This window comes from Candidatus Chloroploca asiatica, assembly GCF_002532075.1.
Classification (GTDB): Bacteria; Chloroflexota; Chloroflexia; order Chloroflexales; family Chloroflexaceae; genus Chloroploca; species Chloroploca asiatica.
In genome coordinates, this window is the sequence record NZ_LYXE01000066.1 from 34322 (window position 1) to 50132 (window position 15811).

18 protein-coding genes are annotated in these 15811 nt (G+C 56.6%); 9 read left to right on the top strand and 9 right to left on the bottom strand.

Going from position 1 to position 15811, the window contains the following annotated elements; translation table 11 throughout:
- Positions 1 to 34: 34 nt before the first annotated feature.
- From A9Q02_RS07515 to A9Q02_RS07535, 5 genes are all read right to left on the bottom strand, one after another.
- Positions 35 to 367: an ArsR/SmtB family transcription factor gene (locus A9Q02_RS07515; RefSeq protein ID WP_097651741.1), complete on the bottom strand. Its 333-nt coding sequence runs from the start codon at positions 365 to 367 to the stop codon at positions 35 to 37.
- Positions 367 to 2112 carry a SulP family inorganic anion transporter gene (locus A9Q02_RS07520; protein ID WP_097651742.1) on the bottom strand — a complete coding sequence of 582 codons (1746 nt, stop codon included), beginning with the start codon at positions 2110 to 2112 and terminating at the stop codon, positions 367 to 369. Before A9Q02_RS07520 ends, A9Q02_RS07515 begins: the two co-directional genes overlap by 1 nt.
- Positions 2113 to 2201: 89 nt before the next feature.
- Positions 2202 to 2846, bottom strand: a complete 645-nt coding sequence (locus tag A9Q02_RS07525; protein ID WP_097651743.1) for a TIGR04282 family arsenosugar biosynthesis glycosyltransferase — start codon at positions 2844 to 2846, stop codon at positions 2202 to 2204.
- On the bottom strand, positions 2843 to 3535 hold the full coding sequence (locus A9Q02_RS07530; protein WP_097651744.1) for an endonuclease III domain-containing protein: 693 nt from the start codon (positions 3533 to 3535) through the stop codon (positions 2843 to 2845). Before A9Q02_RS07530 ends, A9Q02_RS07525 begins: the two co-directional genes overlap by 4 nt.
- A 9-nt stretch (positions 3536 to 3544) precedes the next feature.
- Complete coding sequence (locus A9Q02_RS07535; protein ID WP_216361466.1) at positions 3545 to 4123, bottom strand: hypothetical protein; 579 nt, start codon at positions 4121 to 4123, stop codon at positions 3545 to 3547.
- A 91-nt stretch (positions 4124 to 4214) separates the two neighbouring features.
- On the opposite strand from A9Q02_RS07535, the gene A9Q02_RS25050 reads away from it, so the two are divergent.
- Together A9Q02_RS25050 and A9Q02_RS07545 are read left to right on the top strand one after the other, a co-directional pair.
- Positions 4215 to 5432 (top strand): lamin tail domain-containing protein, encoded by a 1218-nt coding sequence (locus A9Q02_RS25050; RefSeq protein WP_097651745.1) that lies wholly within the window; start codon positions 4215 to 4217, stop codon positions 5430 to 5432.
- Positions 5433 to 5514: 82 nt separating this feature from the next.
- Entirely contained in the window at positions 5515 to 6183 is a 669-nt protein-coding gene (locus A9Q02_RS07545; RefSeq protein WP_097651746.1) for an adenylate kinase family protein, read from the top strand.
- A 4-nt stretch (positions 6184 to 6187) separates the two neighbouring features.
- Here A9Q02_RS07545 and A9Q02_RS07550 read toward each other — a convergent pair whose 3' ends face one another.
- Positions 6188 to 6847 (bottom strand): translin family protein, encoded by a 660-nt coding sequence (locus A9Q02_RS07550; RefSeq protein WP_097651747.1) that lies wholly within the window; start codon positions 6845 to 6847, stop codon positions 6188 to 6190.
- 353 nt (positions 6848 to 7200) lie between these two features.
- On the opposite strand from A9Q02_RS07550, the gene A9Q02_RS07555 reads away from it, so the two are divergent.
- The 3 genes from A9Q02_RS07555 (at position 7201) to A9Q02_RS07565 (ending at position 9683) form a co-directional block, all read left to right on the top strand.
- Positions 7201 to 7884, top strand: coding sequence for a response regulator transcription factor (locus A9Q02_RS07555; RefSeq protein ID WP_097651748.1), 684 nt, complete (start codon positions 7201 to 7203; stop codon positions 7882 to 7884).
- 99 nt (positions 7885 to 7983) lie between these two features.
- Complete coding sequence (locus A9Q02_RS07560; RefSeq protein ID WP_097651749.1) at positions 7984 to 8889, top strand: hypothetical protein; 906 nt, start codon at positions 7984 to 7986, stop codon at positions 8887 to 8889.
- 116 nt (positions 8890 to 9005) lie between these two features.
- Positions 9006 to 9683, top strand: a complete 678-nt coding sequence (locus A9Q02_RS07565; protein ID WP_172450767.1) for an SH3 domain-containing protein — start codon at positions 9006 to 9008, stop codon at positions 9681 to 9683.
- Positions 9684 to 9804: 121 nt separating this feature from the next.
- On the opposite strand, the gene A9Q02_RS07570 is transcribed toward A9Q02_RS07565, so the two are convergent.
- The 3 genes from A9Q02_RS07570 to A9Q02_RS07580 form a co-directional block, all read right to left on the bottom strand.
- Entirely contained in the window at positions 9805 to 11049 is a 1245-nt protein-coding gene (locus tag A9Q02_RS07570; protein ID WP_097651783.1) for an MFS transporter, read from the bottom strand.
- 1 nt (position 11050) lies between these two features.
- Positions 11051 to 11503 carry a MarR family winged helix-turn-helix transcriptional regulator gene (locus tag A9Q02_RS07575; RefSeq protein ID WP_097651751.1) on the bottom strand — a complete coding sequence of 151 codons (453 nt, stop codon included), beginning with the start codon at positions 11501 to 11503 and terminating at the stop codon, positions 11051 to 11053.
- A gap of 123 nt (positions 11504 to 11626) precedes the next feature.
- Positions 11627 to 12397: a class I SAM-dependent methyltransferase gene (locus tag A9Q02_RS07580; protein WP_172450769.1), complete on the bottom strand. Its 771-nt coding sequence runs from the start codon at positions 12395 to 12397 to the stop codon at positions 11627 to 11629.
- A 204-nt stretch (positions 12398 to 12601) separates the two neighbouring features.
- On the opposite strand from A9Q02_RS07580, the gene A9Q02_RS07585 reads away from it, so the two are divergent.
- From A9Q02_RS07585 to A9Q02_RS07600, 4 genes are all read left to right on the top strand, one after another.
- Complete coding sequence (locus A9Q02_RS07585; RefSeq protein ID WP_097651753.1) at positions 12602 to 13039, top strand: phage holin family protein; 438 nt, start codon at positions 12602 to 12604, stop codon at positions 13037 to 13039.
- 7 nt (positions 13040 to 13046) lie between these two features.
- Positions 13047 to 13667: a GNAT family N-acetyltransferase gene (locus A9Q02_RS07590; protein ID WP_097651754.1), complete on the top strand. Its 621-nt coding sequence runs from the start codon at positions 13047 to 13049 to the stop codon at positions 13665 to 13667.
- Between the two features lie 143 nt (positions 13668 to 13810).
- Positions 13811 to 14935, top strand: coding sequence for a DNA-methyltransferase (locus tag A9Q02_RS07595; RefSeq protein ID WP_097651755.1), 1125 nt, complete (start codon positions 13811 to 13813; stop codon positions 14933 to 14935).
- Complete coding sequence (locus tag A9Q02_RS07600; RefSeq protein WP_245860444.1) at positions 14880 to 15638, top strand: SfiI family type II restriction endonuclease; 759 nt, start codon at positions 14880 to 14882, stop codon at positions 15636 to 15638. Before A9Q02_RS07595 ends, A9Q02_RS07600 begins: the two co-directional genes overlap by 56 nt.
- The last annotated feature ends 173 nt before the right edge of the window (positions 15639 to 15811 follow it).

Consider the following 15811-nt stretch of genomic DNA (forward strand, 5'->3'; position numbering starts at 1 on the left):
GCAGGCCTTCAAAGCCCTAGCCGGAGGCTGACGTTCAGGTATCAGTCGTGGCGAGTTGCTGCAACATCGCCTGGGTATCAATCAGGTGATTGTTAAAGATGCTACGGGCAAGCTCAAGCAACTCGGCAATCAACGGGTCACGCAGACGGTAAAAGACCGTGGTACCATCTTTGCGGGTATCAACAATATTGCGCGTGCGCAAGATCGCCAGTTGTTGCGACACACTTGACTGATCCACGCCAAGGGCGGCCTGCAGATCGGTTACGCTCTTTTCGCCAGTGACCAGTTGCTCAAGGATCACCAGGCGCAACGGGTGGCCGAGCGCTTTGAAGAACTCGGCTTTGAATTGATGAAGCGGTTGATACATTATGTCACCTTTGCCTGGAATGCCAGGCGTTCCTGGGCTTGCTGCAAGACAATGCAACGCTCGCCGTGGGCATGACAATGGGGGCACCCCGCCACCATACGACGCTCGTGCAACTCAATAATTACATCAGCAGAACTCCAATAGATGTAGCGCATGCCAATCTTCTCGGCAAGCCCGGTACGCTGAAAAAGTTCCATCACCGCTGGTTGCAAAGCGGTAAAGAAGATCTCGCCCCCACGGGCGCGATGCTCTTCAACAATCTGGCTGATCGCCTGGGTGCCCATGACATCGACCATGGGCACCCCGCGCATGCTGATGATGATACTATAATAGTCGTTCGCATGCTTGAAGGCTTCAAGAATCGTATTGACACTCCCAAAAAAGAGCGGGCCGGTCAGATAATAGACATGAATGCTTGGGCAGGTGGCGGTAATGGGGAAGCCCTGCTGTTGCATCTTTTCGGGATCAATGGGCTCGCTCGTGACGGTGGTACTGATAGCCGACTGACGCAAGTAAATAATGGCCGACAGGCTGATCCCAATCATGATCGCCTGCGTCAAATCGAGTGCGGCGGTCGCGATCATGGTCACAAAAAAGCCAATGACGGCATGTTTCAGGCCACTGTGGATAAAAAAGTGGATGCTTTCCCATTCATTCATCCGCCAGGCCGTAACCAGCAACACCCCGGCAAGGGCAGCCAGCGGCACACGGCTAATCAAGGGGGCCAGCACAAAGACACTGAGCAAGAGCACAAGTGAATGCACGATGCTCGTCATGCGCGTAACCCCACCACTCTTGATCGCCACACTCGTCCGGGCAATGGCGGCCGTGGCCGGCACGCCACCAAAAAAGGGAATGATCAGGTTGCCAAGCCCCTGTGCGATCAACTCTTGATTGCTCTCAAAACGTCGCCCACTCATCGTCGCCCCCACCGAACCACAGAGCAAACTCTCGATCGCGCCGAGGGCGGCAATCGAAACGGCAGGCAAGAGGAGATCATTCAGTTCAAGCCAAGGAATCGCGCCAAAGGTGAGGCGCTGGTCGAGCAAAATTGTCTGCGGAATTGTGCCGATGACCGGGATATCCCAGCCCACCACGGCCACCAGGATCGTCACCAGCACCATGCCGACCAACGAACCAGGGATCACCCGGGTTAACCGCGGCATAATGATCATCACTGCCATCACGAGCGCCGTCACCAGGATCGTACGCCAATCAGGCATCAACGGATGCGTGAAATAGTGCAACAGCCGCTCGAACGCATTCTCGGCGGGGGGCGTCGTCACGCCGAGCACATTGTCGAGTTGCCCGATCACAATAATGAGCGCAATGCCACTGGTAAAACCCGCAATGACGGGGGAGGGAATGAACGAAATGTAGCGGCCAAGGCGAAAGAGCCCCAGCAAGAGAATGAAGATCCCGGCCATCAACGCCGTAACCCAGAGCCCACCTAAGCCGTAGCGTTGAGCCACGACGATCAACACCGCTGACATTGCCCCCGTCGGGCCAGAAATCTGAAAACTCGCCCCACTCAACCCCCCAATGATGATCCCAGCGAGGATCGCTGTCACCAACCCTGCGGCGGCATCAGCGCCTGACGCGACCCCAAAGGCCAGGGCCAATGGCAAACTGACAGCCCCGACCGTAATGCCCGCCAACAAATCACGCCGCAAGGTATCGCCGTTGTACCCGGCAAACTCGTGACGCAACTGCTCAACGAGCGGAAACTGCGCAAGACGCTGCATAGACCCACTCTCCTCTTTCTTTAATAATCAAATATATAAATATTCATATATTTGAGAAAGAGTATAGGATGAGAGCTTCGTTCTGTCAACTAGAGGCGCGGCAAAAGAGGCCGCGTATACTGCAACGGCGCCGGATCATTCCGCAGGCGTTCGAGGTCAGCAGCGGTGTCAATGTCATACCAGGCTGGCAGCAGGGCCGTGCGAAGGCCTAGTTCAGCGGCACGTTCGAGGGTGTCGTGCAAGACATGCGGGGTGCTCATTGTAACCTCGCGGAAGAGGCGCGGGGCAGATTGACGCAAGGCAGCCATGTAATACCCACCATCCTCGCATGGCCCGATGCTCAGATCGTATTCCTCAAGCAGGGCAAACGCACGCCCCAGATAGCTTGGCGGCAGACTCGGGCTGTCGCTGCTCATCACGCCAACCGCAGGTGCCCCGTCGGCAAAGGCGGCCTCACTCACATGCGCCAGGCGGTCACCTAACGCCCCATCGCCCTGGAGCAATTGCCGCAGGTCTGGCGCAAGGCCACGAAAATAGGCCTCACTGCCGGGTGAATCAATCCCCAGCACCACTTCAATCCCAGGTACGCGCTGGGTTAAGGCGAGCGTATCACGCAACATCCCCTCATAGAGCAGCGTAGCCTCTTCGAGGGTCAACGGAGGGCAAAGCCTGGTCTTGGTACGGCCAGGCAGGGGCTGTTTCGCCATAATAATCAGGACAGGTCGCTGTTTCATCGGCTACGCGTTACTCCTACACGGTCACACGCGGCGGCAATCGGACAGAGGGAACATTTCGGCGCGATCGGGAGACAGATGTGCTGCCCAAGCGTGACAAGAAGCCGGTTGATCGAGAGCCAGTACGTATCCGGTAGCTGTGCGCGCAGAACCATCTCGGTTGCATCGGGGTTGCGGGTACGAACGTAGCCCCAGCGATTGCAAATGCGATGGACATGAATATCCACACAGATGCCAGGCAACCCGAAACCAGCCGTTAGCACCAGATTCGCCGTTTTGCGACCAACCCCTGGCAAGGCCAGCAATTGATCGAGCTCGTTCGGCACCTTGCCATCGTACTGTTCCAGCAAGATCCGGCTGATCTCACGCAATGAGCGGGCTTTGTTCCGATAGAAACCGACCGGAAAGATTAGTTCGGTCACTTGCGCTTCACTCAGGTTGAGCAAGGCAGCTGGTGTATCGGCAACCGCAAAAAGACGTGGCGCAACCACGGCGGTCAACGTATCTTTGGTTCGGAGACTCAAGATCGTCGCAACCAGAATCCGAAACGGGGTAGCCCCCTCGCCACCCATCTGGTCAATCAAAGGTTGCGCATAGTGCGGCATTGTTGCTGCGAGGGTCGCCATGACCGTATCAAGCGGAAACGGCTGATGCTCGGCCGGGTCAGGAAGATCAGCTTTTTTTGTCATATATGTATTTTACTCACTCTCGCGGTAGGTGCAACCTAGTGGTATTTCAAGTTGCTCGAGAGGGTACCCATAACTGAGTGGTGGAGCCTCTAGGCCACACGCGTGGGCGATCGCACCAATCACCAGTTCACTGATCGCCGCCTCTTGTGTCACCCGATCAGCTACCACCGAAACCCCTGGCGCACAGAGGGTCAAGGCCCCAAGCCATGGTGCGCCCTGACTGGCAACCGCAACAAACGCGCGATCGGCCCCGCGCCGCACGCGATCGGTTGCAATAGCCGCCGTACAGGCCACCCCGAGCAACGGCCAGTCCCCTTCAATAAGCCTTTTAGCTCGTTGCAAGGCCCAGTTTGCCAAGGCCAGCGCAGTCGTCGCACTGACCGCCTGCGGCGACGGATCAACCACCAGTTCGACAAGCGCCTGTGGTGCATACACATCGCGCGCCTCAAGAATCGTGCGTGACGAACCAGCCACCGCGTGCAACCAGGCAAGCGCCAGCGAACCAGCCCCCGCACAGACATAGACAAGGCGCGGGGGCGTCGCATGGATGGCACTAATCGTCTGGTTAACAGGAAGCGACAGCAACACGATGTTTCTCCCTCTTGACATTAGGGAACCTATGTAGGATGCTTATCATACAACAAAAGTGGTCTCCGTACATCTGCATAAGGAATTTGGTATGTCAAGTGAACCGACAAAGAATCGACCACAACGCACCGGCGATCTCCTCGATACGGTGAGCGAAGTAGCTGTTGGCGTTGGACGTTTTGGTTATAGCCTGCTCTCGCTCGGCCTCAGCATTCTACCCAAACAATCGCGCGAGTCGATGCATACAGCGGTCCGCGAACTCAGTTACGGTTTTGCCCGACTTCCACGTGATTTTGCTGATATCGCGGGCGAAGAGATCGAGCACTGGGCCAACACCGATGAAGAGCCACCTGCACGGGTGCAGAAAGTTACGATTGATCTTTTTGATGATGAGCCTGTCGCCCCGGCGTCCGCGGCGGCTCCCGCCCCCAAGCCCGCCCCTGAAGCCCCCAAGCCCGTTGCAGTGGCCCCGGCCCCCAAGCCCGCGCCCGAAGCCCCCAAGCCTGCAGTAGCGGCCCCTGAAGCCCCCAAGCCTGCGGCGGTGGCCCCGGCTCCCGCAGCCCCCAAGCCCGTTGCGGCAGCCCCGGCTCCCGCAGCCCCTGAAGCCCCCAAGCCTGCGGCGGTGGCCCCGGCTCCCGCAGCCCCCAAGCCCGTTGCAGCGGCCCCGGCCCCTGAAGCCCCCAAGCCTGCGGCGGTGGCCCCCGCCCCCGAAGCACCTAAGCCCGCGGCGGCCCCGGCCCCCAAGCCCGCGCCCGAAGCCCCCAAGCCTGCAGTAGCGGCCCCTGAAGCACCTAAGCCTGCGGCGGTGGCCCCGGCTCCCGCAGCCCCCAAGCCCGTTGCGGCGGCTCCCGCTCCTGAAGCACCTAAGCCCGTTGCGGCAACTCCCGCCCCCAAGCCGCCCGCTCCCAAGCCCGCCCCCGCAACCCCAGCTACCGGCGGGGCAAAACCAGCAGCAGGGCCAGAGCTCGAAGCACCGACCGGCATCAACATCGTTCACATTGAATTTGACCCACCTGGACGTGATGTTGATGGCGAATACGTGCTCTTGCGCAACACCGCGAAAATGCCGATGCTCCTGGCAGGGTGGAAACTCAGTGACGGAGGCGACAAGCACACCTTTACCTTCCCCTCCTTCACCCTCAACCCAGGTGGCGAAGTCAAGATCTGGACAAAATCTGGCAAAAACAACGCGGGCAACCTTTACTGGAACAGCCGCACCCCCATCTGGAATAATACCGGCGACACCGCGACCCTCCGTGACGGACAGGGCAGTGTCATCGCCCGTTACACCTACGAGGGTAAAAAATAAGCGCAGAAACTCGCTGATAGTGGCACAAACGGCCAGCCAAGCTGGCCGTTTGTGTTACTATTACCATAGAAGGGTAAAGCATATGCAGCAACGACAACATCTCATCTTGATGGGGCCACCTGGAGCAGGGAAAACCACGATTGGGGATCTGCTCAAACAACATGAACCCCTTACAATCATCGCCACCGGGCGCTTCCTACGACGCGAAGTTGACCAGGGAACCGCCATGGGGCAGATGATCAAACCGCTCCTCGAACAAGGACAATTTGCCCCCGACGACGTAGTGGATCGCCTGATGCAACAATGGCTCAGCGCAGCCCCAGCCGATCAGGGGTTTCTCCTTGATGGCTACCCACGCAATCTAACGCAGGCGCTCGCGCTCGAAGCGATGCTGACTGAAATCAATCGTCCGCTGACGCGGGTCATCTCGCTCGAACTCAGCGAAAGTCAAGTGCTTGCGCGTCTGACCGGACGAAGGATTTGTCGTTGGGAGGGCGGGACCTTCACCCTCCACATACGCGATCAAGCAGCCATCGAACGTTGCGCGAGTCTCGGGGGCACGCTGACCAAGCGTGACGATGACCAACCCGCGATCATCACTGAACGCCTGGCCGTCTATGCCAGGGCAACGAAGCCTATCCTAGATTTCTACGCCGAGCGGGGTTTGTTGAGCAGGATTGAGATTGATGACGCCGACGGGCCACCCGAATTAGTCGTCGCAGCGGTACTGGCCGCCATCAAGCAAGCCTGAAGACCTACCGTGCCTCTGCATCTGCCCGCCCGTCGGCCAGGTAAGTCTCTAACTGAAGCATCGCGGCTACTAGTTGATCCTGACGAAGGGCGGCCGTCATATCGCCACGGGTACGTTCAACAACGGCACGCAGGGCATCAGTCGTACGGCGCAACCCACCGGTAATGGCATCAGGAAAATCGACGGTCACCAACCCACTATAGACCTCGTCCATGGTCTGGAGCAGGCGTTCACCGCGTTCAACTTCACCGTGGCGCAACCCATCAAGGATCGCCCGACGCAACTCACTCGCTGCCTCAGCGAGCCCATTGAGATAGGCTGCCGCCTCGACACCAAGTTCGCGATGGCCTGGGGCCGGGGTATCCGCGAGAAAAGCCAGGACAAGATGCGCCTCAACATACTCTTTGAGGGCATCCTGGGTATAGCCAGCAAACCGGATCGCCGGAAAATCAGCCGTTGTCGTAAGCATCAAGGCCGCCGCCGCCCGCGCCTCATCGAGTAGGCGACGTGCCTCGGCAAAATCGCCCCGATGGGTCGCCCGAATACTGTTGGCACACAGGCGGATCAACGCGCGCGACACACCAATAGCCTGTTCACGCACAGCATGATCGGCCTCTATTTTGGCAGCGCACGCGGCCACAAGTTCTTCAATCTTCGTTTGCATAGGCTACAGAGTACACGATGATCGCCATTTCTGTCTAGTGATGAACCTGTTATACTAATGGGCAATCTGCCTAAGAGGCGGTCTAAAAAGGCGACGGATTGCTCCAGAGTGCCGGCTATAGCCGGCTACACCCGACACTCCAAGGGCACACCACGTGGTGGCGAACGATGCTGACACCCTTTTCAGACCGTCTCTACAAACCCTCGCGTGCGCTGGCGAAAACGGCGAGCGCTGCGGGCCATCTTCGCCAGCACCTATTCGTGGGGGCCTGTCGCCCCCAGATCCCTCACACGTAGGGGGCGAAAAAATTCAGGAAAATAGATTTGAAATTATAGTTAAAAAAGGGAGATCCTATGACGACGCAGCACATCCTGATCGTTGAGGATGAACAAGAGATTGCCAACTACCTACGGCGCGGGTTGGTGCTCGAGGGTTTTCAGGTCACCGTCGCCAATGATGGACCGGGGGGCCTGGTTGTCGCACGAGAAACGCCACCGGATCTCGTCATTCTCGATTTGATGCTCCCTGGTCTTGATGGGCTCGAAGTAGCGAAACGACTGCGGGCCGCCTCAGAGGTACCGATTATCATTCTGACCGCCCGTGATGCAGTCGCCGATCGGGTACGCGGGCTTGAGCATGGGGCCGACGATTATCTGGTAAAGCCATTTGCTTTTGAAGAATTGCTGGCCCGTATTCGGGTTCAATTGCGACGCCGCCAGACGGCTCAGCAACACGAACTACTACGCTTCAGCAATCTGACGCTCGACACAGCCTCACGTGAACTCCGCGTTGGCGAACGACGCGTAGAACTAACCACGAAAGAATACGACTTGCTCGAGCTCTTTCTGCGCCATCCAAATCAGGTACTCACCCGCGAAATTATTTTTGATCGGGTTTGGGGTTACGATTTTGGAGGTGAAAGTAACATCATTGAAGTCTATGTACGCTATTTGCGGCAGAAACTGGAAGCGGAAGGAGAGACACGTCTGATTCAGACGGTACGCGGGGCGGGCTACATCCTGCGCGACTACGAATAACTAGATGACCTCCTTCTGTAATCTACGGCCCTTCTTCGTACAAATGTCCGTGTGGTATCGTCAAGGCAAGGGATACACAGCGTCACGAATCACTGACGTATGTGTTGCTCACGCCTGAGCATTGAACCACCAGGATCGACCGGTTTGCGCCACCTTCACTGGATCGGACGACGACTCAAACTACGCCTTGCCCTGCTCTGTCTAGGGGGCGCGGCGGTAGTTGCCTTTGTCTACCCCTTACTGGTTACGCCGGCCATTCTCTGTGCCGTAGGGATGCTGATCCTCGACTGGATCGAGCTCACCGAAGAGATCCGCAGCCTGACCACGGTTATCACGGACAACCGACCTGAGCAGAAACTCGAAGTTGCGACCGGTGTATGGGGCGAACTGGCTCATGCACTCAACCGCCTCTTGCAAGAACAGCGCACCGAACAGCAGATTCGAACGCTCTTGCCAGCGCTTCCGCTAGCGGGAGCGCTGCGGCTCATCGATCGGCAGCCCCCAACCGAAGGATGGGTGTGCGAGATTGGCGTGGTTGCCGTCGAGCTCCCTGCATTCAACGAACATGCCCAGCCTACGCTGCACAGCCTGGCCCACAATGCTCTCTATCATGCGCAACTCCATGATGCCCTGCTCACCCGTACAGGCTCAACGCTGTTGATCATCACCGGAGTCTTGAGTCCAAACAACTCGAGCCAGATCCTCCGCAGTAGTTACCAGATTGCCGAAGCGCTGAACAACAATGCACTTCACGAAGAGAGAGCCGGGCCGGCCATGAGTCTGACCCTCGGAACCGCCAGGGCGTTGCTTTTGCCAGGGCTCGGGCTCAGCGTAGTGGGCGAGCCACTTGACGAGGCGGAAGGCATCCTCAAACTAAGCGCCCCGGGGCAACTGATCTGCAGCGAAGCAGCCTATCTTGGCTTACGACGGATGGGCACCCCACTGACCCGGATCGCAGCCCCGTTCAACGAAAACACGCCTCCCGCGTATCAAATCAAGCTCTAACATTTCACCAGGCAGCGTCATGTGTTATGATAACGCATGCACGTTCTGTGGAAACCGAAATCCTTCCCCAACAAACATCCGGGAAGATAGCTCTCATTAATTGTCCTGGAGGAGGCATGAGCGACCCTCACGAAGAGTTCGAACAAGCGCGACCACGTCGTACCCGACGTCTGCCCGACGATCAGCCGATCAGCGGGGCCGAGACGTCACGCCGAACCGAACGCCTTGATCCCTCTGGTGATGCATGGACTCGCGAAGAGCCAGCGAATGCCCGATGGCGTCAAGAGCGCTCAGGAACGCAGCGTGCCCCCAAACGCGGCATGTTACCCGGTTCCCCTCAGGAGCTACAACTCTGGCTTCAGTCAGGTGGATGGAAGTATCTTGCTGGCATTGGGCTGCTGCTGGTTGTCCTCTTGATAGCCCTGCTCGCCTTTTCACGCACCGAGCAACGTGAAGCAGGTCTGAGCTTTGATCGTCCTGAGCCGACCGCCATCATCAGTGATCCGGTGCTTGGCGGCAATCTGCCCGGCGAATTGCCGAGCGCCATACCCGAAGAAGCGTTGCCCCCCCCGGCCCCTCAACGGTTCATTGTCGCAGGAACTGGCGTGCAAGGGCTCTTTCTGCGGCCCGAACCCTCACGCAACACAACGCCGCTGGCAACCCTTCCCGACGGGCAAATCATCGAACAGATCGGCCCAGATGTGCCAGGTGACAACTTTCTGTGGCGCCATGTGCGCACGCCCGAGGGGCAAGAGGGCTATGTCGCCGCTGATTTTCTGAGTCCGGTACCCTGAGCTATTCATGTTCCCCGCAAAGCCATCAACCTTGTTGATCGGCAGTCGGTCATGAGTAGAGTGCGCAGCGGCACACCCTGCACGTTGCTGCCGCTAGCAAAACTGGCGGCAGCAACGCGCTCTATAATTGACGCAAAAAGGGTGCCCGCCAGTTGACCACAATGATGATCGCCCAGCCGATCACGGCGCTAGCCGCCACCACCAGCGGCACGCTGCCAACCATCTCGGCCAGCACACCAGCGGCAAGGCCCCCCATCGGGCTCATTCCCATCAGGATCAGGGTAAAGACACTCATCACCCGGCCACGCAGTGCATCGGGCACGAGCGCCTGAATCAGCGTATTGGTCAACGCCATCGTCGTCACGCCGGCCCAACCGGCGACACCGATCAAGAGCATTGCCAGCGGCAGCAGGCGCGTCGTGGTAAAGATGATCATCAGCAGCGGGTAGAGCAACGCCGCAAAGATGAGCAAGCGCCCTCGCCGGAGCTTATCACCGAGTTGCGCCAGGATCAGCGCAGCGATCAGGGCACCGAAGCCACTCGCCGACGAGAGCGCCCCGAGCCCTGCCGCCCCAGTTCCTAACACATCACGGGCAAAGACCGGTAACAACGGAATATGGACAAAACAGAAGAGACTGATCGCCATGGCCTGGATCAACAGCGCCTGCACGCGCCGTTCTTGCTTGATATAGCGCAGCCCCTCTTTGAGTTGGTCACTACTCCGCGAAGCCTTTGGGGCCGTGAACGGCGGCAGGCGCATCATCAACAGGCTCGCAATGACAAAAATAAAGCTCACCGCATTCAAGGCAAAGGCCGGGCCTTCGCCAATCAAGGCTACCAGGAGACCCGCCACGGCTGGCCCAATCATACGTGCAGCATTGAAAATAGAAGAATTGAGCGCAATCGCATTGAGCAGATCTTCGCGCCCAACCATCTCGACCGTAAACGACTGGCGCGTTGGCGCATCAAAGGCATTGACGAACCCAAGCAACATCGCCATCACAAGAATATGCCACACCTGAATCAGCCCGCTGATCGTCAAGACAGCGAGCGAAATTGCCAGCAGCATCGCGGCAACCTGGGTTGCCAGCAAGAGTTTCTGCTTCGAGACGCGATCAACGACGGTCCCTGCTTGCAACGAAAAGAGCAGCACCGGCAATGAACTAGCCGCAGCAACGATGCCAAGCAAGGCCGGCGAGTCGGTCAGGCGCAAGACAAGCCAGCCCTGCGCCACCGACTGCATCCAGGTACCAGTCAACGAGATGAGCTGACCAATAAAAAAGAGCCGGTAGTTGCGGTGGCGCAAGGCGCGCAGAAATTGAGGTAGGCGCGCATCGGTCACGGTCGGGCTAGGCGAAACGGTCATATCAAGCGCCATCCTCGTGACTGAGCGCATCGTAGAGGGTTTGCATCGCCTCGTGAAGGGCCGTCAATTGTTCCGGGTTGAGATGGCTCATCCGTTCTTCAACGTAGGCTCGATGGCGAGGGCGCAGTTCATCAATCAACGCCTTGCCCTCGGCGGTCAATTGCACCAGTGTCACGCGACGGTCGTGGGGATCGGCAGCGCGGCGCACCAATCCTCGGGCCTCGAGACGATCAACCAGGCGCGTCAAATTGCTATTATCGGCCACCATCTGCTGACAGATATAGCTCAATGGCACCCCTTCCACGGTCGCATGAAATAAAATCGCATACTGTGGCGTCGAGAGATCATATGGACGAAACTCTTCACGATTCAACTCTTGAAAACGTTTATGCAACTTTAGAAACAGGCGATACGCCTCGATCTGAGGCGAATCAACACTGGTAATCTCGGGCATTGCCCCCTCCATCTGAGACGCATCCAGCCGCGCTGGATCCTTCTATACGTCATAGCGTACACGAGAATATTGGACTTGTCAACGATTCTTAAAGCGAAGCTCAGGGCGATTGCATCATTGGCATCACGCCTGCGCGACCACGAGCAACATCGAACGCGTTGGCGGCAACGTGGCGGTCAACGCGGCAAAGGCCCCCTTGACCAGAAAACGTAACGGATGCGTACGCAAGCGCTCAGCCTCAAGCCCCACCTGCTCCCATGGGGCCTCATAGCGGCGTTGGAGCACCTTGAAGCCCGCCTGTTCAACAAGCCAGGTCAACTCAGCCATTGTATACGTCCGCGCATGCGTGGTATAACGCGCCTCGCCCTCAAGCCGCATCTGATGACGGAACTCGGCACGGGTACTGAGGCTCTGCCAGAGCAAAGCGCGGAGGATCAGGCGCAAGCGACTCTTGGCATAGAGCTCATTAGGGGTTGAGATCAAGAGGTGTCCACCAGGACGCAAGACACGCCGGAACTCGCGAAGGACCGGTAGCGGCGAATAGACGAGGTGCTCGATGACCTCAGAAAAGACCAACCAATCAAACATACCATCGGCAAAGGGCAACGGCTCACGTTCGAGATGCGCCTGGTGGACGGTCACCCCTAGCCGTGCCCAAAGCGCCTGGCGACGTGCGGGATCAAGATCCAAACCGGTTACCTGAAAGCCCGAGCGCACGAGCAACTCGGTAAAATGGCCGGGAGTCACCCCGACCTCAAGCACTGAGGCACCGGCAGAGCCCTGCATCGCGGCCAGCATGGCAGCAAACCGATACCGATGCAGACGAAAATAGTCAGCCTTGCCGTCAGCGGCAGCGCTGCGTTGAACTTCGTGAAAGGTAGTGGAGTTGATCATATGATGTCTTATGTTCACCATCATTATTATTGCTAGAGCAGTCCTAGACGCTTTGGGTCTTCAGATAGGACTGCTCTAGCATGTAAACCGTCATAACTGGCTTGGATGCCAGCGACAGAAAAAAGCGTTTGGCAGCCGTGCCAGAAGCAACCTATAGTATCATGAGAAGCATGTGAGGGCGAATCGCACTGCCAAGGAGATGAGATGCAAGAACCTCAGTTTGTCCTGCCTGAACAACGGCCTGCATGGCAACAGTTACTTTTGCGCTGGATGATCAGTTCGCTGGGTATTTTCGCCGCCGTCTGGATTGTGCCAGGGATTGAGTTTAGCGGTCCTGGTTGGCACATTGGCATCGTTGCGCTTGTCTTTGGGCTGCTCAATGCCTTGCTCAGGCCATTGCTCTACCTGTTGACCTGCCCGCTGGTCATTCTAACCCTCGGCCTGTTTGGATTAGTGATCAATGCCGTCTTGCTTGGGTTGACCTCAGCGCTGGCCGATCAAATTGGCATCAGCTTTTTTATTGACGGTTTCTGGCCCGCCTTCTGGGGAGGGTTGGTCATTTCGCTGATCACCACGATCCTGAGTTTCCTGGCAGGCGACACCCGTGTCCAGGTGGTACGTGTGCAGCCACCGCAGCAATAGGTGCGCAATGATCACCATTTGCAACACGCGACCCGAGCATATTGCTCAACTGGTTGAACATCAGCGGATCTGTTTTCCGACCCTATCTCCGGAAGATCTGATGCAAGCCGAGATGTTCGCGGCGCAGCTAGCGGTCTTTCCCGAAGGGCAGCACATCGCCCTCGATGGCGAACGGGTCGTTGGGCAGAGCAGCACGTTCCGCATTGGCGAAGAGCAGTGCCGGCAACAGCACACCTACCGCGCCATCACCGGCAAAAACAGCTTCAGCCAACATAACCCGCAGGGCAGGTGGCTCTATGGGGCCGATATGAGTGTGCATCCCGCGTATCGAGGGCGTGGGATTGCGACCATGCTTTATGGAGTACGCAAAGAGCTCGTGCGCCGTCTGAAGCTGAAGGGGATTGTCTTTGGCGGAGCGATGCCGGGGTACGGACAGCACGCCGATCATCTCTCGGTCGACGCCTACATCGCCGAAGTGGTTGCGGGGCGGCTCAACGACCCAACGATCACCCCGCAACTCAAAAACGGCTTTGTCGTGCGGGGCGTCCTCCGCAACTACGTTGATCGCGGTGCAGCGTCGACCGGCGATGCCACCTGGATGTGGTGGGAAGATTGCGTAGAAGAGTGAACGCTTAGGCGTAAGCTGGCGAAGATAACCAGCGCAGTTGGTTGTGTTCGCCAGCATCCGTGTCATTGCCAACTTGTTGCAAGCAACATACTTTTATGCTACGATAAAAGTATAGCTCTTTCGTTCTATGACAAGGCATTTCAATGGAGCCAATCAAAGACTCTTCAGTTGAATTCAAGATTGATCGACTACCAAAAGATCTGCAGGAACAATTTCGCAGGCTCTATGATGAGACAGGCCCTGATGTTGAATATTTGCGTCCTAATGCGGTCTATCAAGGGGATGCACGAGCATTGCTTCCGCGCATTAGGCCAAATAGTGTTGCCCTCAGTATCTGGTCGCCACCGTATTTTGTAGGCAAACAGTACGAAGCACATCTCACATTTGAAGACTGGCAAGATCTATTGCAATCGGTTATTCAATTGCATTTTTCAATTATTAAGCCCGGTGGCTTTCTGGTGATCAACATTGCTGATATCTTATGTTTCAAAGATCCTGCCATGCCAAAGATCCAGGCTGATGCGGTGCATCGTAAACGTTCATCAGTCACACGTGAAGCCATTTTGCAAGCATGGGAAGAGCATCCCAATTTCAATCGTTATCAAATTGCCAAACTGCTTGGGTGCAGTGAGCAAACGATTGATCGCCGTCTGAACGGCAACAACATCCGTGGCGGCAAACATGAAACCCAAACGCGAGTCAAGATCGTTGGGGGTTTAGTTGAAGCCTGGGCGTTAGAATCCGGGTTCTTCCCATATGATCGGCGGATCTGGGTTAAAGATGCAGCGTGGGAAAACTCACGCTGGGCGAGCCTCTCGTACCGATCAGTCGATGAATTTGAGTATATCTATATTTTCTGGAAACCAGGCATCACAAGCTATGATCGTCAACGCTTGACGGCTGACGAGTGGAAAAACTGGGGCTCGCGTGGCGTGTGGAGTTTCCCGTCAGTACGGGCAAATTATGATCATGAAGCAAAATTCCCTGTTGAGTTGCCAACGCGTGTTATACGTTTGCTCACTGATGCAGATGATCTTGTCCTTGATTGTTTTCTCGGTAGTGGAACAACCGCTGTCGCGTGCGTCCGCGAGGGACGCCAATACCTTGGTATTGAATTTGATGAAACCTACGTCCAGCTTGCGCATGATCACATCAGTGCCGAGTTGAATCGTGAACAACTGCTTATGCCAGTCTCCCCTCAAGAAGAGCAGTATGTTCAACTACATCATCAGCAACTCATTGTGGAGCATGAGCGTGACGCTGATTAATCCATATGATTTGCAAGAGAATCTTGATCGTATTGAGGCCATCGAAAAAGCGTCATTACGCTTGCTTGTCCAGGCCTTGTACGATTATCGGCACGAGGCATCGATCATCTTTCAAGCTGAAAACGATCAGGTTGCCGATATTGGGGAAGATGTGACCCGTGAAGCCCTTGATCGGCTTGGTATGTCACGCGTCAACCAGCGTCTCTTTGGCAAAGTAGACTATAAGCGAGCACGCTATCTGTTTCATCCCGATTTTGCGTTGAAACAAGCACTTTTTGTTGACTCAAAAGCCGAGTCAGTGAGTGGGGCAGGAACTGCAACGCTTCAGATTTCGCAACTCTCCATGACCGTAAAGCAGATCCGTGCAGGAGCATCGGTTTCAGTTGATGGGAAGTTACCTGTCGTCTTGAACTTGAATCAGGAGCACTTTCTTACCACAACAATGTTTGTGAAGTATGCGTACACAGATAACAATGGCACACACCAGCTTGAGAGGATCATAGTTGCTGCTGTGCCGAATGGGATGCTTCAGGAGCGCTACAATCCTGATGAGCACAAGACGATCTGGCGGGCAGGTCGCAATGCTCCGACGTTGGGTGAAGAGTTTCGTGTGCGCCTAAGTTTTCGGTTATTGAAAGACAACGCTCGCTGGCGCGTGCAAACCATTCCTATGGAGCCGCATGCGTATATCTGGGATGAGTAGCAGGGTTCGTGCGCAGACTATCCTCACTATTGGGAGTTGCTGGTTGCCGCCAAGCCTGCCTATGCACGCTACAAGCGCCGCACCATGCGCCAGTTCGATAGTAGTTCGGAAATTCACAACTAGACAAGTCACGTAATTCAGCTACTATACGGAAGGATGTTTGCAGATACTAA

Bases quoted from the DNA above. Each gene is read 5' to 3' on its own strand.
- A9Q02_RS07515 (WP_097651741.1), bottom strand. From the start codon at position 367: ATGTATCAACCGCTTCATCAATTCAAAGCCGAGTTCTTCAAAGCGCTC.
- A9Q02_RS07520 (WP_097651742.1), bottom strand. From the start codon at position 2,112: ATGCAGCGTCTTGCGCAGTTTCCGCTCGTTGAGCAGTTGCGTCACGAG.
- A9Q02_RS07525 (WP_097651743.1), bottom strand. From the start codon at position 2,846: ATGAAACAGCGACCTGTCCTGATTATTATGGCGAAACAGCCCCTGCCT.
- A9Q02_RS07530 (WP_097651744.1), bottom strand. From the start codon at position 3,535: ATGACAAAAAAAGCTGATCTTCCTGACCCGGCCGAGCATCAGCCGTTT.
- A9Q02_RS25050 (WP_097651745.1), top strand. From the start codon at position 4,215: ATGTCAAGTGAACCGACAAAGAATCGACCACAACGCACCGGCGATCTC.
- A9Q02_RS07545 (WP_097651746.1), top strand. From the start codon at position 5,515: ATGCAGCAACGACAACATCTCATCTTGATGGGGCCACCTGGAGCAGGG.
- A9Q02_RS07550 (WP_097651747.1), bottom strand. From the start codon at position 6,847: ATGCAAACGAAGATTGAAGAACTTGTGGCCGCGTGCGCTGCCAAAATA.
- A9Q02_RS07555 (WP_097651748.1), top strand. From the start codon at position 7,201: ATGACGACGCAGCACATCCTGATCGTTGAGGATGAACAAGAGATTGCC.
- A9Q02_RS07560 (WP_097651749.1), top strand. From the start codon at position 7,984: ATGTGTTGCTCACGCCTGAGCATTGAACCACCAGGATCGACCGGTTTG.
- A9Q02_RS07565 (WP_172450767.1), top strand. From the start codon at position 9,006: ATGAGCGACCCTCACGAAGAGTTCGAACAAGCGCGACCACGTCGTACC.
- A9Q02_RS07570 (WP_097651783.1), bottom strand. From the start codon at position 11,049: ATGACCGTTTCGCCTAGCCCGACCGTGACCGATGCGCGCCTACCTCAA.
- A9Q02_RS07575 (WP_097651751.1), bottom strand. From the start codon at position 11,503: ATGCCCGAGATTACCAGTGTTGATTCGCCTCAGATCGAGGCGTATCGC.
- A9Q02_RS07580 (WP_172450769.1), bottom strand. From the start codon at position 12,397: ATGATCAACTCCACTACCTTTCACGAAGTTCAACGCAGCGCTGCCGCT.
- A9Q02_RS07585 (WP_097651753.1), top strand. From the start codon at position 12,602: ATGCAAGAACCTCAGTTTGTCCTGCCTGAACAACGGCCTGCATGGCAA.
- A9Q02_RS07590 (WP_097651754.1), top strand. From the start codon at position 13,047: ATGATCACCATTTGCAACACGCGACCCGAGCATATTGCTCAACTGGTT.
- A9Q02_RS07595 (WP_097651755.1), top strand. From the start codon at position 13,811: ATGGAGCCAATCAAAGACTCTTCAGTTGAATTCAAGATTGATCGACTA.
- A9Q02_RS07600 (WP_245860444.1), top strand. From the start codon at position 14,880: ATGTTCAACTACATCATCAGCAACTCATTGTGGAGCATGAGCGTGACG.